This window comes from Enterovibrio makurazakiensis (assembly GCF_050336585.1).
Classification (GTDB): Bacteria; Pseudomonadota; Gammaproteobacteria; order Enterobacterales; family Vibrionaceae; genus Enterovibrio; species Enterovibrio gelatinilyticus.
This window is the reverse complement of the sequence record NZ_JAKJSE010000041.1, coordinates 1-22079: the sequence shown is the minus strand read 5'-3', so window position 1 is coordinate 22079 and position 22079 is coordinate 1. Positions and strand designations below refer to the sequence as shown.

General features: G+C 46.4%; 15 protein-coding genes. 4 read left to right on the top strand and 11 right to left on the bottom strand.

What is annotated here, in order from left to right; all coding sequences use genetic code 11:
* Positions 1-148 precede the first annotated feature (148 nt).
* Positions 149-3829: an AAA family ATPase gene (locus tag L4D06_RS24090; protein ID WP_429741970.1), complete on the bottom strand. Its 3681-nt coding sequence runs from the start codon at positions 3827-3829 to the stop codon at positions 149-151.
* Entirely contained in the window at positions 3826-5061 is a 1236-nt protein-coding gene (gene sbcD, locus L4D06_RS24085) for an exonuclease subunit SbcD (RefSeq protein ID WP_429741968.1), read from the bottom strand. The genes L4D06_RS24090 and sbcD overlap by 4 nt, the downstream gene beginning before the upstream one ends.
* A 123-nt stretch (positions 5062-5184) precedes the next feature.
* Between sbcD and rdgC the strand changes: the two genes are divergently transcribed.
* Positions 5185-6099, top strand: coding sequence for a recombination-associated protein RdgC (rdgC, locus tag L4D06_RS24080; RefSeq protein WP_429741997.1), 915 nt, complete (start codon positions 5185-5187; stop codon positions 6097-6099).
* Between the two features lie 120 nt (positions 6100-6219).
* Here the strand turns inward: rdgC and L4D06_RS24075 are convergent, their stop codons facing one another.
* Positions 6220-7494, bottom strand: a complete 1275-nt coding sequence (locus tag L4D06_RS24075) for a peptidoglycan DD-metalloendopeptidase family protein (protein WP_274166728.1) — start codon at positions 7492-7494, stop codon at positions 6220-6222.
* A gap of 260 nt (positions 7495-7754) precedes the next feature.
* Here L4D06_RS24075 and trhP point away from each other — a divergent pair, with 260 nt between their 5' ends.
* On the top strand, positions 7755-9146 hold the full coding sequence (gene trhP, locus L4D06_RS24070; RefSeq protein WP_274166729.1) for a prephenate-dependent tRNA uridine(34) hydroxylase TrhP: 1392 nt from the start codon (positions 7755-7757) through the stop codon (positions 9144-9146).
* A gap of 3 nt (positions 9147-9149) precedes the next feature.
* Positions 9150-9404 (top strand): YfhL family 4Fe-4S dicluster ferredoxin, encoded by a 255-nt coding sequence (locus L4D06_RS24065; protein ID WP_274166730.1) that lies wholly within the window; start codon positions 9150-9152, stop codon positions 9402-9404.
* A gap of 54 nt (positions 9405-9458) precedes the next feature.
* Here the strand turns inward: L4D06_RS24065 and mepA are convergent, their stop codons facing one another.
* The 8 genes from mepA to L4D06_RS24025 form a co-directional block, all read right to left on the bottom strand.
* Entirely contained in the window at positions 9459-10295 is an 837-nt protein-coding gene (gene mepA / locus L4D06_RS24060; protein WP_429741965.1) for a penicillin-insensitive murein endopeptidase, read from the bottom strand.
* A gap of 202 nt (positions 10296-10497) precedes the next feature.
* The gene (locus L4D06_RS24055) at positions 10498-12432 is read right to left on the bottom strand and encodes a TonB-dependent receptor domain-containing protein (protein WP_274166732.1); all 1935 of its coding nucleotides are present in this window, start codon (positions 12430-12432) and stop codon (positions 10498-10500) included.
* Positions 12433-12579: 147 nt separating this feature from the next.
* Positions 12580-13284: a response regulator transcription factor gene (locus L4D06_RS24050; protein ID WP_429741962.1), complete on the bottom strand. Its 705-nt coding sequence runs from the start codon at positions 13282-13284 to the stop codon at positions 12580-12582.
* Positions 13285-13425: 141 nt separating this feature from the next.
* The gene (locus L4D06_RS24045) at positions 13426-14256 is read right to left on the bottom strand and encodes a sugar phosphate isomerase/epimerase family protein (protein WP_274166734.1); all 831 of its coding nucleotides are present in this window, start codon (positions 14254-14256) and stop codon (positions 13426-13428) included.
* Between the two features lies 1 nt (position 14257).
* On the bottom strand, positions 14258-15532 hold the full coding sequence (locus L4D06_RS24040; protein WP_429741960.1) for a DUF6005 family protein: 1275 nt from the start codon (positions 15530-15532) through the stop codon (positions 14258-14260).
* A gap of 9 nt (positions 15533-15541) precedes the next feature.
* Positions 15542-16798 (bottom strand): AMP-binding protein, encoded by a 1257-nt coding sequence (locus tag L4D06_RS24035; RefSeq protein WP_429741958.1) that lies wholly within the window; start codon positions 16796-16798, stop codon positions 15542-15544.
* Positions 16799-16811: 13 nt separating this feature from the next.
* Positions 16812-18536 carry an IucA/IucC family protein gene (locus L4D06_RS24030; protein ID WP_429741956.1) on the bottom strand — a complete coding sequence of 575 codons (1725 nt, stop codon included), beginning with the start codon at positions 18534-18536 and terminating at the stop codon, positions 16812-16814.
* Complete coding sequence (locus tag L4D06_RS24025) at positions 18523-20331, bottom strand: IucA/IucC family protein (RefSeq protein ID WP_429741954.1); 1809 nt, start codon at positions 20329-20331, stop codon at positions 18523-18525. The genes L4D06_RS24030 and L4D06_RS24025 overlap by 14 nt, the downstream gene beginning before the upstream one ends.
* A 207-nt stretch (positions 20332-20538) precedes the next feature.
* On the opposite strand from L4D06_RS24025, the gene L4D06_RS24020 reads away from it, so the two are divergent.
* Positions 20539-21891 carry an MATE family efflux transporter gene (locus L4D06_RS24020; protein ID WP_429741952.1) on the top strand — a complete coding sequence of 451 codons (1353 nt, stop codon included), beginning with the start codon at positions 20539-20541 and terminating at the stop codon, positions 21889-21891.
* The last annotated feature ends 188 nt before the right edge of the window (positions 21892-22079 follow it).

Sequence of the window (22079 nt, the reverse complement as noted above, 5' to 3'; positions counted from 1 at the left end):
CATACCCAGTTAACTTATGATTTATGGGCGCCATTATGTGATTTTAATATGACATTTTTGTGACCCGCAACTATGAATGCGTGTCCAGACAACGTTGACCTTTGTCGATTAATCCCTACATGCCACGAAACATACGGTCTATAGCAGATTACGCTGTCGTGATACGATAGTCACTTTCTAACTCACTAATCCCCAATCCTGTCTTCTTCGAGACACGCAGTTGTGTCGGTATCCGCTCTTTCATCGCTTCAATATGACTGATCACCCCAATCATCTTGCCTGATGCGTTTAAGCTATCAAGCGCATCCAATGCAATATCCAAGGTTTCGCTATCTAGCGTGCCAAATCCTTCATCAAGGAACAAAGAATCAATGCTGGTTTTGTGGCTCACGAGATCAGAAAGTGCCAATGCTAGCGCCAAGCTGACCAAGAAGCTTTCACCGCCAGACAAGGTCTTCGTATCACGCTCAATATCGCCCTGCCATGTATCGAGCACACTGAGCTCTAACCCTTCGCCCTGCTTGCGATTAAGTTGATATCGACCATGAATACGCTCCAACTGTTTGTTCGCGAGATACACCAGGTTATCCAATGTTAAGCCCTGTGCGAATTTTCGGAATTTGTCGCCCTTTTGTGAGCCAATCAGCGAGTGCAAATACTGTATATCATCGTAGTCTGCGCGAAGACGTTCAATCTCACCAAACAAGGCTTGTTGATTCTCTCGACGTTGCTTGTCAGATGACAATTCATTACTTAGCTCACCACTGCGTTTTGCCAATTGGTTGAGTACGTCAGTTTGCGCCTGAAGCGCAGTTTCTACTTCGTCGAGTGGTGTTTGCTGCAATCGCTCTGCGTTTTCATGAGCCAACACCTCTGTCACATGATTTTGCGCTTTTTGAAGCAAGACTTTCGCCCCTTCTAACGCATGTTCTAGCTGGCGCTTTTCTGCCAACAACTGCTGCTTTTCATCTTCAGGCAATAAGGCTGATTGAAAGGCATCCAGTGATGCAAAAGGTGAAGCAACCAAGCGTTCATTCCACGTTGTTTCTTTGTTTGCTGTATCTTCTTTCTGGCTATTGAGCGCTTGTTCTAAGCTGCTCACTTCCGCTTGTATCGCACGTAAATCACCTTGGCATTGTTGCGCTTGCTGCTGAGATAACGTCAGGGCTTGCTCTGCGTTCGCCAATTTCACTGCACTATTTTGTCGTTCTTGTTCAGCCACTTTGTCGCCAAATAGCGCGTCTCGCTGTGCTTTCGCTGCATTCAATACACCAAGCAGTTTTTCGCTGTCCGCTTGCATGCCTAACCGCTGTTCGTTCAATGCGATTAACTCACGAGAGATGCCAGCGAGTTCAGATTCCAACAAAGCCACCGCTTTTCCAAGTGCGTCTTTATGCTGCGCGTTTTGCTCCCACAGCTCCGCATCTTGCTTTCTTTCCTCAAGCCACATTAATAGCGCGTCGGCATCAGGCGCGGTGTAACCGCTATCCACAATTTGGGTGTTCAAGGCAGCTTGTAAGGTATCGAGTTTGTCTAGGCGCAGGCGCTTGTCTTCTTGCAAGCGGTGTAGCTGCTGTTCATTATTTTTTATGGTTAACGTCAGCAATGACAGAGCTTGCTCAACACCCGATTGAGCGCGTTCTGCGTCAGTCCATTGTTGCTTCGCCAGTTGAAGGTGCTTGTCTTGGTCTTTTAGCTGAGCCAGTGTTTGGGTCAATGTATCTCGGGCTTGTTTTTGCTCTTCATTGAAGGCTACAAACGTGTCTTGTTGCTGTATCGTCGATGCAATACCTAATGCGGCACAGGTTTCAGCCCATTGGTGCTCTAAAGCTACTTGCTGTGATTGTGCGCGCGCCAATTGCTGCTCAAGTTCAGTGATGTAACGCTTGCATGTCTCCAGCTTCACGCCGGTTTCTTTGCCAGTAACCTCCAACTGACCCAATGCTGTTTCTGCATTATTTTTCTGTTGAACGGTTTCAGACACATTCAGCACCGCACCAGTCAAAGCGGGATGTTCGGTCGAACCACACAACGGGCAATGTTCATTGGGTTGAAGTGCTGCGCGGTACTGAGCAAGGTGCTCTTCTTGGCTGACAAGTTTGCCTAGCGCGTCAATAAGCTGCTTTTTGTCCTTGAACTGACCACGAAGTGCCACTAGTTCTTGCTCTAGGGTTGTCGCCAACACGGTTTGCTGTTCACGTAGCGTTCGTTTCTCGACATTGTCTTTATCGATATCAATCCACTGCTGTTGCCACTGACTCAACTGGAAGTGCGTTGAGAGTTGCGTGTTGAGCTGTTCACGCTGCTTATCGATGGCTTCCACATCACCCTTTGCTGTCGCTTCTACAAAGGCATGCTGCAAGGCTTCCCAGTGGCGTTTTGCCGAATCACTAGCTGCAACTGCGGCACGCTGCGCCTGCTGATCTTTCTCTGCTCGAGCCTTATCAGCATTCAGTGATTCGTTGAGCGTTTTTTCTTGCTCAGCAAGCGACCCCATGGCGGATTGTTCTTGTTGGATCTGCTGACCCATTTGCGCCCATTGACCAAGATGCTGCTTGAGCATTCCCGCCGATTGATGCTCGCTAAGGTAAGCAGTTACCACTCCCAGCGCTTGGTTTTGCTCCTCTAAAGCTCGCGCTTTTTCATCACGAACCGAGGTTTGATCAGCACACTTGGTTTGTAGTGCTAGGCTCTGCGCAGAGACGTCTTGATGACGCTGGGTGCTGTGCTTTATCTCGGTATCAAGAGGCATGACTTTTTCGGTGATCAGCGCATCAAGCGCTTGGTGCTGCGCTTTTGTTTGCGTCAACGTTTGTTGCGCCTGAGAAAAGGCTTTTTCTGCAGTCTCGTTTTGGACTGTGCTGGTTAACAGCATTTGCTGTTTCGCCGCCAATACTTCGGCACTTGATGCACTTTTCTGCATCGCTGCTTGCCATAATTCGTAAGGCATACGCAGCTTTTCAGCAGGTTCACTGTTTTCTAGTTTTTCAATGCGCGGCAGTGCAGCATCCCAATTTGATTGGGCAAGATGTTGCTGCTGTTCAGCTTGAGTCATTTCTTGCTGGCTCTTGTGGTGCTCTTTCCACCACACAAGATGAGCCGTCAGCTCGACTTGTCGTCCTTGCTGGGTTTTGTGGTTAGCATCCACATCGGCCAAGGCCTTTTCGACTGCCTCGACTTCTTCTGTACTCAGCAGTTGAACACCTTTGGCTTCCGCTTCCTTTTGGCTAAGTAAAAGCTTCGCTGCCGCAAAATGCTCGTGCACTTTCTCTGAGATTCGACCGTAGATCTCCGTGCCCGTGAGTTCTTCCAATAACTCCGCACGTTCGTTTTCTTTGGCATTTAAGAAAGCCGCAAAGTCGCCTTGCGACAACATCATGGATTTCGTGAATCGCGAAAAATCGAGACCTGTGATGTCTTCCACCAGCTCATTTTTTTGCTTCACTTGTGTTGCCAGCACCTTGTCGGTTTTCGCATCGACCAACTCAACATCGGCCTGCTGCAAGTTACCGTCAACCTTGCCGCGAGAACGTCGCATGCTCCAAAACGCGCGATACGGGTGGCCTTTTACTTCGAATTCCACTTCCGCAGCACACTCAGCCGTGCCGCGAGTCATGATTTCGTTACTTGAGGTAGAGATCAGCCCCAATCGCGGTGTTTGGTGATAAAGCGCCAAGCAAATAGCGTCCAACAAGGTGGTTTTACCTGCACCGGTCGCGCCCGTAATGGCAAACAAACCATTGTCTACGAATGGCGTTTGGGTGAAATCAATTTTCCATTCGCCTTTCAGGGAGTTCAGGTTTTTAAAACGTAAGCTGAGGATTTTCATTCGCTGGCCTCCACATGCTCAACTTCCGCGACGATTTGCGCGAATTGAGTTTGAATGCGTGCTTTGCGTGCATCCTCTACCTCTCCGTCAAACACTTCTAAGTCGAGGCGTTTTTGGAAAACATCTTGCGGGGTTAATTCAGCCAAGGTTTCTTTTGCCTCTTGGGTCAGCGCTTGCGATTTTTGTGTGCGAGCACGTTGTAGCTGAAGCACTTCCACATTTAGGCCTTCGGTAAGAAGCTGAATGCATTGCTGCAGGTCAGACAAATAGTCTTGCACCGCGACTTCTATGTGCAACCAAATAGGTTTTGGATCATCATGATCTTTTAACTCAGAAAGCTGTACCTCGATCTCTTCCAGTGACCCTTTTAGGACAGCCATAGGCTGAAAGCTCGGAACACTGATTGGCTCAATACCAATACGCTGTTCACCATCGAATTCCACCAGCACGACTTGCTTGCTAAATTTGAGTTCATCAAAGCTAAGAGGGATTGGCGATCCGCTGTAACGAATATGCTCTGACTTGGCGACAATTTGAGGCCGATGAATGTGCCCCAATGCAATATAGTCGGCTGGGGGGAAACCATCCGCGGCAAAGCCATCGAGCGATCCGATATAGATGTCACGCACCGATTTAGACGGGCTCACACCCAATGCGGTTAAATGCCCGGTAGTAATAATGGGAACTTGCCATTGGTGTTCATCGCGAAGCGCGACCGCCGCTTGATAAAGCGCGTGATAATGGCCCTTGATAGCATCACCTAACGCTTGGCGTTTTTCAGTGCCCGACTCGCCAGCGCGGCTGGTCATGACATCACGAGGGCGCACAAACGGCACGGCACAGACTATCGCGCCGACATCGCCTGCTTTGTTTTTCAACGTCAGTAATTGGTCTTGAAGATCGTCGCTGGTATTGGCCACCACTTGTGTATGAAGGCAGGCCAATAAGGATTTCGATTCTTTTAGTGTGGAGACCGAATCATGGTTTCCGCCTAAGACAATCAGTGAGCAGTGACGTTGACTAATCGATACCACAAATTGGTTATACAGCTCTCGGGCATAACTTGGCGGTGCGCCCGTATCAAACACATCTCCCGCAACAATAACCGCATCGATTTGGTGATCATCGATCTGGTCAAGTAACCAATCGAGGAAGGCTTGGTGCTCGCTTCGACGACTTTTCGTGAAGAAGTTTTGCCCTAAATGCCAGTCAGAAGTGTGAAGTATTTTCATTGCCGTTTGTGTGCTCGCTGTTTTAGATCTGCGCCAAATTGTACTCCATTTGGAGCGACATTCTGCGATGAATGCAATACCATGTGGCCTTTGTCATTACCGGATGGATAAAGCCTCGTCATGATTTGGTTCAAAAATATTTTTGCCTACCGCCTTACTCGAGACATCGACCTCGACCCAGACCACATTGAGAAGCAATTGTCTGAGTTTCGCTTCACGCCTTGCGGCAGCCAAGACATGCAAAAATTCGGCTGGACGACGGCGTTAGGTAAACATGGCGACATGATGACTCACGTCAGCGACGGCAACCTGCTGATCTGTGCGCGTAAAGAAGAAAAAATGCTTCCTGCTTCTGTCATCAAAGACTCGCTAAATGCACGTGTCGAAGCGATGGAAACAGAACAAGGTCGCCCGCTGAAGAAGAAAGAAAAAGACAGCATCAAAGATGACATCGTGATGGATTTGCTACCGCGAGCCTTTAGCCGCTTGAGCCAAACCTACGCGTTGATCATGCCAAAACTTGGCTTTGTGATTGTCGATGCAGGTAGCGCTAAAAAAGCGGAAGATATTCTGGCGTTGCTGCGTAAGTCATTGGGCAGCCTTCCTGTTGTTCCTGTTGAAACCAACAAGCCTGTTGAGCTGGCAATGACAGAATGGGTTCGCTCGAATGCTGCGCCGAAAGGTTTCACCATTGGTGATGAAGCTGAGCTGAAAGCGATTTTGGAGCAAGGTGGCGTGATCCGCTGCAAGCAACAAGATCTGTCGAGTGACGAAATCCTTGCGCACATCGAAGCGGAAAAGTTGGTGACCAAGCTGGCACTGAATTGGCAAGATCGCATCGATCTGATGCTTTGCGACGACATGTCTATCAAGCGCATTAAGTTCTCTGAAGAGCTACGCGACCAAAACGCAGATATCGACCGTGAAGATATGGCTCAGCGCCTTGATGCTGATCTTTCTCTGATGTGCGGTGAACTCGGCGCTTTCTTGCCAAACCTCTATGAAGAGTTGGATGGCGTAGAGAAATCTGCTGACTAACACAGCGCAATGCTTCATGAACACGATAAAAAGGGGCATCATAATGATGCCCCTTTTTATGTCTGTTGGACTGTTGGAACGCCTGATTTCTTAGTGACAATGACAATATCCGCGGACGAATTATTTGAATTGCTGCGCCAGCATCATCTTGTCGAACACGGCAACGGATTTTTTGAAATCGGTCATCTCTTGACGAGACACTGACGTCGCCATTGGAATTTTGGCTGTCATTGGATTCACCGCTCGGCCACGTATCAGCAATTCATAGTGAATATGCGGTCCAGTGACTCGCCCACTACGCCCGGACAATGCAATACGCTGACCGCGAGTGACACGCTGACCTTTTCGCACCAAAATTTTGCTGTTGTGCAAGTATCGGGTGCGGAATTGGTTGCCGTGGTCCACAACGATGTACTTACCCGCATACGGGTGGTTTCGTACCATCACAACTACACCATCCCCTGTCGATACAACTGGCGTTCCTGTCGGCACAGCAAAGTCAGTGCCGTTATGTGGCGAAACGCGCCCTGTTACAGGGTGTTTTCGTTTAGGGTTGAAACCGGAGCTGATACGTTTCTTGCTCACCGTTGGATAACGCTGGAAAGCACTTTGTAAGCTATCGCCGCTTTTATCGTAATAGTTACCGTCACTATGCAGGTAAGCCGTTATTGGTGCGCCACGTCGTTCAATACGAATGGCTTGAATCTCTCGATTGCCACTTGGCTGACCTTCAACAAACTGCTCAGCACGCACGACTTCAAATTTGTCACCCGCTCTTAGATCACGCGAGAAGTTAATCTTATCTTTCAGGAGTGTCGTTATCGCCGCTACGTCGTTGTAGCTAAGTCCTGCACGACGGGCTGATACAGAAAAGCTCCCTTCAATATCCCCCGTAGTGACGGTTTGATTCCATTTGCCGGGAATGTTGACTTCAACCAATTCATAGCCTTCATCGCCCAAGCGCTGATACTGTACTTTTTCAGCAATGTTAAATTCTAGTTCCAGCTTCTCTAGATGCTTTACTGCCCCATCAATCCAAAAGCGAAGAATGTCACCCGGTTGTAAGGTATCAATACGCAGGTGGTTGAGGTCTGCTTCCATCAACTGAAGTAAATCGCTATAAGGAATGCCCAGCTTCATGAAGATTTCGCTGAGGCTATCTCCAGATTGAATGGTGTATTCATAGGCAGGGAGATCAATCGAACTTTCAGCCTCTAGCTCGACCACTGGCTGAGTTGGCATCACTGAGTCCGTAAGATTCAATGGGATAATTCTGATCGGGTCGTTTTTCATGTTCACCGATACGGAAACTGCCATTGTGATGAGGGATAGCCCCATCAAGCCAAGCATCGTTTTAGACAGCTTACTAAACGTCTTGGTTTTCTTTTCGTACATCAATCCACTTCTCAATGTTGCTCAATCAACGAAAGCTACAGGCCTCAGTATAATCAAGCACCGTACAATTCGTTACATCACTATGTCAATTTATGCACTGAAAACGCGTAAATCGGCAGGCCATAAGAAAGACACCATTTTCTTCGATTGGTTTCCAGAATGGAACTGGCTATGTTAACAAGATCACAGTAAAATCGCCCGCTATTCCACATCAAGTCCGATGTGGCCTGACTTACACTCAGACAACAGAAGCTAAGAATATGTTTGTACCAGAACTTCTATCGCCTGCTGGCAGCCTAAAAAACATGCGTTATGCCTTTGCTTACGGCGCTGATGCCGTTTACGCAGGTCAACCGCGTTACAGCCTTCGTGTGCGCAATAACGAATTCAACCATGAGAACCTTCAAATCGGTATCGATGAAGCCCATGCACTGGGTAAAAAGTTCTACGTGGTGTGTAATATTCAACCGCACAACTCGAAGCTAAAAACCTTCATTCGCGATCTGAAACCTGTTGTTGATATGGGCCCTGATGCCCTAATCATGTCTGACCCAGGTCTTATCATGATGGTACGCGAAGCATTCCCTGACATGTCAATTCACTTGTCAGTTCAAGCGAATGCGGTTAACTGGGCAACGGTGAAGTTCTGGCAAACCCAAGGCATTGAGCGCGTGATCCTTTCACGTGAACTGTCTTTAGAAGAAATCGAAGAAGTTCGTAAAGAAGTGCCGGAAATGGAGATTGAAATCTTCGTTCATGGTGCACTTTGCATGGCTTATTCTGGCCGCTGTCTGCTTTCTGGTTACATCAACAAACGTGACCCGAACCAAGGCACCTGCACCAATGCATGCCGTTGGGAATACAAAACAGAGAAAGCGCAAGAAGACGAAACCGGTCAAATCGTTGAAATTCAAGACGCCGTTCAAGTTCAAGACGTTGAAGAGCGTCCAGACAACACATTGGGTCTTGGTAAACCAACAGACGAAGTGGTGCTGTTGAGCGAAGCGCACCGCCCAGAAGAAAAAATGGCGGCGTTTGAAGACGAGCACGGCACTTACATCATGAACTCAAAAGATCTTCGCGCTATCCAGCACGTAGAGCGCTTGACCAAGATGGGTGTACACTCGCTGAAAATCGAAGGCCGTACTAAGTCTTTCTACTACTGTGCACGTACTGCGCAAGTCTATCGTAAAGCGATTGATGACGCAGTCGCGGGCAAGCCTTTTGATGAGACCTTGATGGGCACGCTAGAAAGCCTAGCGCACCGCGGTTACACCGAAGGATTCCTTCGTCGTCACAACCACAGTGAATACCAAAACTACGACTACGGTTACTCTGTTTCAGATACCCAGCAGTTCGTGGGCGAGTTCACTGGTAAACGTCGTGGTGATTTGGCTGAAGTCGAAGTGAAGAACAAATTTGTTGTGGGCGACTCACTGGAAGTGATGACGCCAAGCGGCAATGTCGTATTCACGCTAGAAACCATGGAAAACCGCAAGAGTGAAGTGATCGACGATGCGAAAGGTAACGGTCACTTTGTCTTTATCCCAATGCCAGAAGACATGAACCTAGATTTCGGCCTGCTTATGCGTAACTTGGTCGACGGTGCGAACACCCGTAACCCAAATACCATTCAGACAGTGAGTGCGTAATCGATGGCGCTATTGATCACCGAGAAGTGCATTAACTGCGACATGTGCGATCCTGAGTGTCCGAACGATGCCATCACGTTCGGCGCTGAGATCTACGAGATCGATCCAGACAAATGCACGGAATGCGTGGGTCACTATGAAAAGCCAACCTGTCAGTCGGTTTGCCCGATCACGAACTGCATCATTATTGATCCAGAACGTCGTGAAACGAACGATGAACTATTAGAAAAGTTTGTTACCCTTCAGGGTCTTGCATAAGAAAAGCGCCGAAAGGCGCTTTTTTGTTGGCTGCAATAAATAAACGCTCAGCTCCTACTGGCGAAGCACAATCAAGCACTGCTCTGGTTTCACTTTCACCCGCTTTTTCTTTTTTGTCGTGACGACTTTTTCCTGTTCATCTTTCGGCTTCGGTCGCCAACTGATCAATTCACTGCCACAGCCATCCCCTTTCGGCGGCGTTGCTTGCTCAACGCAGGAGGCGTTTCCGTCAGGACAACGCAGTCGCACATGCATGTGATAGTGATGTCCCCACCACGGCCTCACTTTTTGTAACCACGAACGATCTTCCCATGCCATTTCACACAGGGTTTCTTTGATCACTGGATGGACAAAAATACGTGCAACTTCAGGTTCTGACGCGGCCACTTGGAAAAGAATGGCATGTTCCTCAAGCCAATTGTCACGGCGCAACGAATAGGACTTTAAATCAACCATGCTAATTGCAGTGGGAGCTTCCAATGTACTTTGTTTAAGCCTATCCGGCGTAAAGCTTAACCAGATATCCGCATCCAGCCCCGTTTGATGGCTGGAATGCCCGCTCGTAAAGTTCCCTCCACGTGGCATCGAAATATCCGCAATCAACAAGTCATCAAGACCAAAGCCTTTGGTTCTCGCCGCAAGCTTCGTTAGGTAAGCAATCATGCCTGGGTGGCCATAGTAACGGTTTCTTGATGGTCGAATAACTTGGTAGCCTTCACCCACCAGCGGCATGGCTTCTCCGCCTTGAAGGCACCCATTGGCATAACTGCCGATTGATTGATCTTGCCCGTATGCAGGGGCATCAACACGTTCCCATTCATTGGCAAATGCCATTTCTAATCCCCATAAAAACAAAGCCATTAGAAAAAGCATGAATATGGTTTTCGTCATCTCAGCCCCACAACAAAGAATTCTCTACGATCTTAGCAGGCTAGACCACTGCGAGTGACGAAGGGTTACTTAAAGAGTTAAACGATGGAAAGAATTGTAAGCCGAATCAAAAAAGGAGAAGCATCGCTTCTCCTTTTCGTCAAAATTACGGCCAGCCTCAGGCCTGATAAAAGAGAAGTTCAGACTCCTCTTTCATTACCAATTAGAAGCCCCAATTCACACCCAGTTTGATGTTACGCCCAGGTTCAAACGTACCATTGTAATCTTCACTCAAACTCGCTTGGTCACGGTATGCTTTGTCGAACACGTTCTTGATTGACGCTGTCAACGTAAGATCTTCGCCGTTCACAGGCATCCACTGAGCGTATACGTCATGAACACCATAACCTGGTTTTTCTTCAGAGCCCTCTGGCACATCTGTCAAACGGCTAACAAAACGTCCTGTCCAACCAAACTCAAGATCTTCCGTCGCAAAATAGTTCACACTGGTAACCAACGTATCGCCAATCGAAGTACCAATGTTCATGTCGCTATCGCTCAAAGGGACACCGTTTAGCTCTGGTTCTGCGCGAGTATAACTAATAGTCGCTGCAATGCTTTCCAACTGGTAACCCGCTGAGACGGTATACCCTTGATTGTCTAACGTGCCAACGTTTTCATAAACGGCACCATCACGATCAACCACATCTTCGATTTTGCTATCAAACACTTGTGCCGACAAATACCCGTTGTCAAAGCTCCAGTTAACGGTCAGCTCCGTATTTTTTGCTGTTTCACCCTTACGGTCATTATCACTATAGGTGTAATCCAACAACCACAATTCGCCAATTTGCGGGCCTCTAAAGGCCTCTGCATAACCAAGAATGACATTCACATCGTCAGTGATGAAGTAAGTAGCTGCAGCATTCGGGCTAAACCCGCTATCTGAAATGTCACTGCCTTCGGAGCGAGAATCACCATCTCGCAGATCTTCATCTAAGGCATAACGGTCATAACGCGCACCAGCGCTTAGTACCAATGACTGTGTCGCGTTGTAGTCACCTTGGAGGTAAACGCCAAATTGGTCACCTTTATCGACGAAAGTTTGGCCTCCACCGCTAAACGTAGATTCATCACCACGGAAGTCTGTGCCGTAAATCAACGTGAACTGATCGAAGAGAGATGTATTGCGAATGTCACCACCGATCGATTCGGTGTTACCAACATAGGTTCCGAATCGAGGATCATTAAAACGCTCAAGATTTATATCGGTGTAGTAAAACGTGGTATCCAGATTCAGCCATGCACTGTCAGAATCTAATAAATAGTTTAGCGTCGCGGTGTCACGATAAGTGCTTTGTAGCAATGGGTAGTTTCTACTGAAATCTCCCATATGTGGACGTGCAAAGCGCGTTGAATCATCTTCTTTGCGCTCATAACTGAAAGTGACCGTTTGAAAATCTGTCAGCTCACCCACAATTTTCGCAAAGCCGAACTTATTACGAAACCCTGTGTAATCAGCAGTATCGCCATTTCCGTCAACGTAATCATCTTGATCGGTATAACCCAAGGATGCTAGAACAGTGACTTTCTCTGTTAGTGCACCATACCCCGTTGCGGACGTCTTAAAACCTTCCGTATTGTCTGAGTAAGTGGTTTTCACTCGACCACCAAATTGCTCACCCGCTTCGAGCAACGCACGAGGATCTTTGGTTTTCATCTTGATAGCACCGCCTAAAGCACCTGCGCCATCGGTCGCACGTCCTGCACCTGCAAAAACGTCAACTTGTTCAAGTAGCTCAGGTTCAATAAACAAACTGCCTTGGTGGTGGAACAAAGAACCCGCTTGAACCGCTCCATCAATGGTGACGTTCAACATGGTATCTTCAAGGCCTCGCACGTAGACTTTCTGTGAATAGTCCGTACTACCACCTACCGATACTTCCGAGCTGGTACGGAAAATATCATTGAGATCGCTAGCTTGGCTCTTCTCAAGCTGGCTGGCATCAATAGCGACATCAGTAGCTTGAAGTGGATTACCAGTAACAACAACTGTCTCATCAGTGTTTGAGGTATTCGCGATTGCGATATGGCTGAAAAGTGCGGTACATACTGCAACACTAAGTGGGGATACTTTGAAGCGGCTTCCTTGGAACATCTTTCTACTTCCATATGATAACGATAATGATTTTCATTATTATCAAATGAGAGTGGTGTACTGTAAACGAATTTTACAACTGTTACAAATGCACTAAGATATTGATTTTTAAGTTATTAGTGACTGGTTCACGCCAGTGGTCTGTGACTAAGAAAAACAGTACCCTATCCCATGGGCTGTTTGTAGACGCTCTGCATTCATTCCAGCCGCCACCAGTTTCTTGCGGACTCGACTCAAATGCATATCTAAGCTCCTATCGTATTTCTGAAATTCTCGTGAGAGAACCCGTTGATACAAATAGTCTTTACTCAGGATTTGATGCTGTTGAACCACCAGCGTCCAAAGCAGCTTAAATTGGATGGGCGTAACAGAGATAATTTGCCCATCATAGATCACCTCTTGCTGCTTTTTATCCATCACCAATTGATCAACAGTCATAAGCGAATGGTGAGAGGAGGCTGGTTGTTGTGCTGTGCGCCTAAGTATTGCGGCTGTTCGGCACACGATTTCGCTAAAGGGTTGCTGGCGAGTGATGTAATCATCCGCACCGTAAATAAAGCTATTGATACAGGTGCGTTGGCAATACTCTTCAGCCAACAATACGATCGGAATAGATGTCTTTTGGCGCAGATTTTTGAGTAAGCAATGCCCTTTCATTTCAGGAAGTGAGCTTGATAGCATCATAAGTTCAGTCGCCAGTTGCTCTTCAAGTGCTAACGCCTCGCCAGAAGATACACACCATCGCGCCAAGAAACCTTTGCGTTGAAGTTGATCAACGAGTGCTTTTCCGTATTTCTTATCAGGCTCAACAACCAGCAAAGTGTGTCCGTACTGCGCTACTTGTGCATTCATTACGCCATCCGTAAGGTTTCATCGCCCGATAATGAGATCGATTATCAATATCATTACGTTTTATGAAAGAGAATCACACCACAGATTAGATCAAGATCACACTATTAGAGTCTAGTAAGTTAGGCGGCTGTGTTATTTCCCTTATGAATACATATGAAGGTTTTGCTTAATGGACTCAAGTGCAGCTTTGTCCACCAATAAGGTTTTCTTCACGTCATTACCAAACCATTCCAGCGACGCTGTTGAATCTTCGTTTCTCAACACCTCTGGTAAGAATCGATGATAATCCATCGCTCCTTCTAAAAGTGGAACCATGCCATATCGACTCCCTGCAGGGGAGTAAACATTGTGCGGCGAGAATACATTCAATTGCTCTCTCGAACGCACATTTTTTAGATGATAATGACCAACACAATGCGCTACACGTCGATGGAAGGCGACAGGATCTTCACCAGCCTCCCAAACATGTAAGGTATCAAAATTCAATTTCAATGCAGGGTGATTGACCTCATCCAACAACTGGAGAGTTGAATTTGGCGTATCGGCAAGCGTCCCAGGATGAGTTTCCACTAGCACATCTATTCCTAAATCGGCGGCATAACAACAGATCTGATGCAGGCGGCGCGCCATCGATTTTCGCTGTTTAGCATCAACACAATCGCTCGCTTGATGTCCCGCAAAGGTTCGTACTTTTGATGTATCCCAGTAGTTGGCAAGACGGCAGATATGCTGACATTTTTTCTCAGCTTCTCGCTCATCACCAACGATGGGCAAATAGTCACTTAACATAGAGATAGATAGCCCCATCTCATTGATCCATTTGGCATCATATTGAGGCTGGTGCTCTAAGCCAAGCGCGTGAGCCCCCCAAAGCTCAATGCCTTGAAAATCATGACTCCTCGCCCACTCTGCGATGTTCTCTAGGGAAACCAAATGATGTCGAAATGAAATAGTGCAAATAGACAGTTGCATATCACACAGCCTCAGCACAGTTTTCAACAACCAAGTCATTGAGTTCGCACCAATCTCTGTAGACTTCATGAAGTCGCTTTTTAATGCGCATTTCGGTTTTGTTTTGCTTGTTTAGCAGTGCGTAAATACCGACTTGAAGAGACAGGTCATTCGTCTCGGCAAGTTTCATCATTTGATACTGAATCGAAGAATAAGTCTGAATCAGCTCTTCAATCACATCGCACCACTGCTCAAAATCATCATCTGAGAGACCTAAGGCTCGCCAGAAAAATGCGAATCCATGCTCATAGGCGTATTTGCGCACGGCAATAACACGAATTTCACGCACTGCGAGGTGCAATGCCGACAAAGCTACGTCATTGTCGCCAGACGTATGGGCGTGGAGAATGGTGCGAATGGCATCAGTCAGTGGGTTCGATGCCGCGATAAAACATGCTTCAAAATAGGCTTGCACATCTTCGGGCTTCGCATGCTTTAAACCCTGCTCGTCAAACACATAACCGCCGGCGACACTCGGCTGTGTAATGGCATTAAAGACGCGCTCTCGCTCAAGTTCACCCTCCCAGCGAAAATCAGGATCTAGCATCATGATCTTTTTAGGATCGTCCGTGTTTTCTAACATGACGTAGTGAGGAAAAGGGTTCTGACTAAATTTATTTTCTCGTTCAGGCAGTTGGTACATATCCAACATCACCATAAGATTTGTTGTATTTGATTTATCGGATAGCAACCTATTCATTACTTGAATGTTTTCTTGCTTAGACGCACTTTCCGTATACCAAGAATCTAGACGAACACCATAGAGCCGCTGATACCACGAAAGAAACTGTTCATGATTGATATCGTCGGAATGGTATTGAAGCCGAAAGTCGTCATTGATGGTGAAAGTTGCATCCCACACGCCAAAATAAAACGGACGGTGATCGATCCCTTTTCGCTTCAATGACTCACACACACAGCTAACAAAGCAATGCACTTTTACGTCTTCAAACTCTTCAGTGACAGGATCGTCGAACACCTCATTTTTCCTGTTCACTCGGCACAGAAAATCAGCCAAGCTAGATACGGTTATATAGTCTGCAGCCGTGATATTTTGCTCCGGTACACTTAGCCCTAGATCGAGCTCTAAATGAAGAATTAACTGGAGAATTAGCACCGAATCTAGATAGAGGTCCTCATTTAACTTTGCCGACTCACTAAAGCTGCTCATATGTCGACTTTGCATATTTTCCATCAATACCTGTCGGATTGCTTCAATGATTTCTTCGCGCTGCATGGTGCCTCCTTAGCCTATTGCTGGAATTAGAACTTTACTTTGTGAGAGTGTTTTTCGATTAACTTTGCCGTTCGCCATTTTTTCAATCTCCTCACATTGCTCAATATCCACGGGCAATTGATAAGCCGCTAATCTAGTACCGCACCATTGGCGAATGCGACTCGGCTCAATCTGATTTGACGCAATAAACTGCAGGCAAACACGCTCTCCTGAAAACGAGTCTGGGCGTTTAAAGACAATCGCTTCTGTCACTTCTGGAATTTCCAACACGACATTTTCGATGTCTTGCGGATAAACGTTTAGCCCAGAGACATTGATCATGTCATCACAACGAGAAACGAAACAAAGCTCACCCTTATCATCGAGATACCCAAGATCTTGCGTGCGAATTACCCATTCGCCTTTGGTCACCAAGATTTCTTCTGGGAAAGCCTCACTTTTTCCGGCTGTCACATTGAGATGCGGAAGCGGAAGCCCCATTTGATTTGCTGCTTGCGTATATGGATTGATGGCGATACATCCGGCCTCTGAGCATCCATATTGCTGGAAGACATGTTTCGTTTTCTTTCTCAGCGCATCAAACCAAACACCTGGAAGCACCGTGCCCGACGTCATCACAGCATGTAGCACCTGATCTTTAGGATAGAGTTGAACAACAGAATGAATTAACGCTGGTGACGAATACAAAAGATGATTGGGCGTGCTCAGCAAGGTTTTTAACAAGTACTTTGGGTTGATGTTATTGATGATTACGGGTGTTACCCCACGCTCTAACGCAACAAACACTCCTGCAATCAGCCCATAAGAATGCGTAATAGGACAGGCAATAAGTGGCGTCATGGTTTGAGGGGCACTGAAGAAAGACACATAGCTTTCCACTTCTTCGGCTACTGATTGCCAAGTACGGGTAATGACTTTTGGTTCACCCGTTGTTCCTGAACTGGTTTGAACGAGCACCGCATCTTTATCTATCGCGCTGTTTTGCAATGTCATCGCAGGTTGATGCTTATCGAAAAGCAAGAAATGGCACTTAGCTCGGTTTGCGAGGCGCTTGGCGGCAAGTCGAGGCGTTGGTGAAAATATGGGATAGAAAGACCCCCCATGTTCACGTAAGTACAGACACACAGATAGTACGTAAGCAGAGTCACCGCTGCATATCGCAAAACGTTTGCCCGCACAGTCACCAAGAATGGGATCGGCTTTAAATGTCTCGTAAGCGTCATGAAAATATTCATGACCATAGAATTCATCGTTAACGAAAATCATAACGTCCCTACTTTTAAATGTGCTCGATGGATAGTGGATTTGGAATAGAGTGATGACACTCGCCGCGGCTCCCCTTCAATTTTCTTGTCATAAGAGACTCGGTGAGGATTTCAGGCGATCGGTATCCCAGCAATGACAAGCGTTCTGAAAGTTCTGGATGATTCTTTTCATACTCATCGAGTTTGCTAGAAACCCGGAGCCAAAATTCACGCTCGGACAAGGGGTAGAAAATGCTAATAAGGTGTGAAACTTCAGCAAGGTTGTAGATAAACAAGGTATCCATGACCAGTTCTCGCAACAGTTCAACCGAACTCATTGCGTAGTAATCATCAAGCGGGGCATCGAGCAGCGAAGGTTCGATTTCTGCAAAATTTGGAACCGAGTCAGCATCACGAATAAATGTTGTGTTGTATTCGACGCTTTCATGAAAATCTCGAACAATGATGCGCTCAGGCCAACCATCACGATGCACCAGCACCAAGTTCTGACCATGGGGTTCGATCCCGATACCGTGCTTAACCAGCAGATGCCAAATGGGGATTACCGTCACTTCGATAAGCTGCTCTATCCATGCATCAAGTCCATAACGTTCAACCCAACCTGCAATGAACGGTAAGCCATCATTTTCAACCATCATGATGGCATTAAATGGAATGGCGTCATCTCCCTCTTTTAAGTGACTATTAACACTTTCTCTATAAATAACAGCCAACTGGCCTAATTCAATTGATGAGATGACGTCTAACGAATCATCGGAGAACCTAGCGCCAGCGTACTCATTGAGAATGCTCAAGCCTATTAATTCGACATCGCTATCAATGACATTTCGAAGCCATTGAGATACATGAGGTGCAAGGCAAACAGAGTGCGCCGCCAAGTTTCGATGCGAGGACGTATTAACCATATTCATTGGCAACTTTACGTTTGGGTGCAGTGGTACGTCTTTATTCAGTAACGTTCTAACAGATTGTGTTGCCGTGTATTTATCCGCGCCAATTCCAAGAAATATGATGTCTTTGTTCTCAAGGTGATTCGCCAGCCAACCGTCTTTTAATTGCTGCCATTGCCAAGGGTGGATAGGCAGTAAACCATAGTCATCCCAAGTTTCATCATGCGCATTTAACGCGCCAGACAGTCGGCTCCATTGACCATGCCCAAGTTCATTTTTCCAAAAATGAGCTTGGTCAACAGGCAAGGCTAGCTTGAGGTGTGAATGACGAATAGCCAACCAATACAAGTTAAATGTATTTCCCGCTTCCGGCCCAAAGGCTCGATGAGCCGCATCATCAAAACCCGTTCGGGCTTTAAATGAAGGGTGATAAGGATGACCTTCATCTAATTGATGTTCTAGATCCGAGTAACTTGATGAACGTCGTGAAAGCCGCTTGGGTAAATGCTGAGAGTTCCAACGGCTTAGTTGCACCGTTTGAATAAATTCTTTAATGAGTGCTTTCTTGATGTCTTTCGTTGTAGGGAGGTCATCAATAATTGCTAACCACTCGATACTCACATCAATGGATCGTTGATTTATTTTCAAGCTGTTGATGATTAATCGATACCGGCCAAACGCACCAATCTTCCCCTTCACGCTGTATTCACCGCTTCCCATCACCCACGAGAGCTCTTCAATACAAGGTGAAACCGATACCTCAACATACTTTTCAAACAGTAGAGCTTCTAGTAATTGCTTAATCACTCGTACTTCTGGCGGCAGCCGTTCGCATTTAGGCAGAGGCATAGCAAACCTCCGTCGCTTCTTCTAAGCAGGTCATTACAAGTGGATTGGGAATTTGGCAGTAAATGGCTTGCTCGTTTTCGACGGTGAGTTCATCAACATCATGAACGCGAGTAAGTAAGTTTCCTTTAGCAGGAATATTGGATTGAGAAAGCAACTGGTCGACAAATAACGTACCTGCTCCCGTAAATACGCGACGCAATGCCAAAAGGCGCTGCTGAACGAAGCTGATCAGTATTCTTTCGTCGACCAAGCTGTCTGCTCCCATACGGCCAATAATCGAGAACAGGTTATTAATCAAAAGGTAATAGGCAAATCGGTCACAAATAACGTCATCGTCAAAGTAAAGATCATCAACAGTAACGGACTCAGGATCCATGGCAGCAAGGTGGTTCCTGTAAGCGTTCGACAGGTAGAAACCTTGGTTATCTCTGAAGTAATAGATTGATGGATAGCCGTCTTCTATATGAAGAACACTATTTTGCTGGTGGGCTTCCAAGGCGATGCCATGCTCATCATAGAGTTTTAACATAGGCTCTATGCTGCATTCCCAATACTTAGCAAACCATTTAATGGATACTTGAGATAACGAGGATGTTTCCCTGAGTGCAATGGCTTTTACAAATCGAGAAAGCATAGAAATATCGTCTAGAAGCGCTTCTTGGGTTAGCGCCGCAATGGTGACGACATTGGTATCCCTGCCTTCAGAGAATGGGTTTTCTCTAATGATGACTTCAAAGCCAGTTTCGCTTTGCCCTGGTAAAACAACCGTTATGTATGCCGGATCCGTAATGATTTTGAATTGAGGATAGGCTTCACTGAACCTAGTTTTACGATAAAGCGCTGCCATCACTACACCGGCATCAAGCTCATGCCTTTTATTCACGCGTAATGAGTTCGTGATTTTGACAGGTAACGAGAACTTGTACATCCAAGACAAATGCGCGCTGTAGAGTGAACGAACCGAAGACGTTGCGGTGAACTCAACACCTTGAATACCTAAATCAACGACTAAACCATCCTCCATCAACTGGCGAACATTCGGTTGATGAAGCAGCCATTGAGCTTGTAGTGGATGCATAGGTAGAACCAAATGATCATCTTTTATCATTGATGATATTGGCAATGAAGACGTGATGATCTCTTCTGCTGAAATCGTCAGCGCAGAACGCTGACATATTAGGTCTCTTGCAATACTGAAGTAGTGCAGCGCGAAGCTCCCCTTAGTTTCAGGTGCATAATAGGCATGATGGTAATCAAGCATGCCTTGCCGACTTTTAGGCGTTGGATGTTGCCAATGTCCATACAACAGCGATTGTTCCGCATCGATAAAATCGGTGCTGGCTAGCTTTGTATCGCCAAGTCTGCGTGCAATATAGGCCTCCATCAATGATCGACTTTCAGTCACTCTAGAGAGCAGTTCCTGTTTGTTCGTTTCACGCTGAATGTTAAATGTTGAAAAGATATCGGATGAGAAAATGGTGTCGATCAGGAGACGCACAGCACTAGAGAAAGGCACTTCGTGCCAGTCGCCACTCAACGAGTTGAATAGATAAGCGCTGGAAAATTGGTGGCAGCCTACCAAGGTGCGGTAACTAACGACAATGGCAAGTTTAGTGCTTTGGTTAGGCAAGGGCGTTTCAACCACCCAGGCACCGTTTTCAAATGAGATGTTGTTCTCCGCATCTTGCCATTGTTTCGCGGTATACCAATGCCCTTCATCTATCTCTTTTAGGTAGCAGTTGAAGAATGCCTGAAATGATGCAATCTCTGCGATGACTTTTGCGTTTTGGCTCAAAATGACCTCACCTTAAAAGCAAGTAACACTGTTTTAAGCGCTACACTCGACAAGGCTGAGAACTCTAATTGATATTAATTATCATTTCACTAACTGTTACCTTTGTTACAACACCCCACTAGAAAGATCCCAAATTCATATTCCCCTCATAGATAGAATTCCTCCACTCGAACAAGATATTCGTTTTATCGTAAAGCCTGACTTTCTATGACTTCTCAAACCCGAACAACTGATGCTCCGATCATCCCGACGTTCTTCTATTTCGCGATACCATCTCTCGTTGGATTACTCGCAATCTCCAGTGCCAGTATTGTTGATGGGATATTTGTTGGACGCTATCTAGGAGCAGGGGCACTTGCTTCAATTAACCTGCTTATTCCTTACTTTACGTTTATGTTTTCCGTCTGCTTAATGATTGCGATAGGAGGTACGGTATTAGCGGGAAGGTATATAGGTGAAAAGAAGCAGAAAAAAGCCAATGCCATCTTCTCCCAATCTCTACTCTGTGCTGGGCTATTTACGGTTTCAATGGCACTGTTAGTGACACCAAACAGTGAGTATCTTTTTGAAGCGCTCAATGCGCCCCCTTCTATACGCCCAGCCATGGATAGCTACTTTGGGATTATGTCTTACTGCCTAATCATCCAGTTGAGCGCCATGGTGTTGTACTACTTTGTACGTGCAGATGGATTTCCCGTATTAGCAACAACGGCTCTGATTATTGGCGCACTGACAAACATTGCGCTAGACGTGCTGTTTCTTGGCTATTTGAAGCTTGGCATCGAGTGGGCTGCTTGGGCAACAACCCTTGCGCAGTGTATTCAACTCGCTATATTGCTTTGCTTTTTTACACGAAAGCACAGAACTCTTACGTTCACGTTAAGAGGACTAAAACTCAAAGAGTCAGCACGTGCACTCATCAACGGTTTCTCTGAATTTATTAATGAAATATCCGTAGGTATCGTGATCTTCACTGTTCACTGGCTCTTACTCATTGAAGGTGACGATGCTGCTATTGCAGGCTTTTCCATTGCCAATTATGTGCTTTTCATCAGTATGATGGCGTACTATGGAATTGTTGATGCCATCCATATTCTGGTGAGTCAAAACCTTGGGGCTGGGCATATTCGTCGTATCAGACAGTTTATGTTGTTAGCGGCAATAACGATTATAAGTGTTAGTAGCGTACTCGTCATAGTCTGTACTCTGTACCCTCATCAGCTCTCTCAGTTGTTCCTATCAGAAGCAGAAGACGTTTCGCAACAAAGGGCTTTGCTATATATCAAGATCATTTGGCCTTGCCTCTTGTTCAGCGGCCTCAATGTTTTAATCTCTGCCTACTTCACAGCAATACAAAAGCCAATACAATCAACAGTCATCGCACTCAGCAGAGGGCTGCTGCTCCCAGTACTCTTCCTTCTGACCTTCTCAATATACTTTAAGCAAAAGCACTTTCTTACTGCCTTACCGATCGCCGAATTTGTCACGCTAACGGTAGCAATTACCTTGTTTGTGATTCACCAAAAAAGGCAGAAGCCATCCAGTCTTGCTTATGTCTAAGCCTCTAAACGTCAAAAAGCCCAAGCATAGTTGCTTGGGCTTAAGATAAATGGTGGAAACGAGAACAAAGTGACGCAGTGATATCCGATAAAATACCCCGCTATTGTTAGCGAGGCTTCTTAATAAATGGCGGATCGGCCGGGGGCGCGCACGTCCGGGACTCAAGCCGAAGGCTCGTGAGAGTCCAT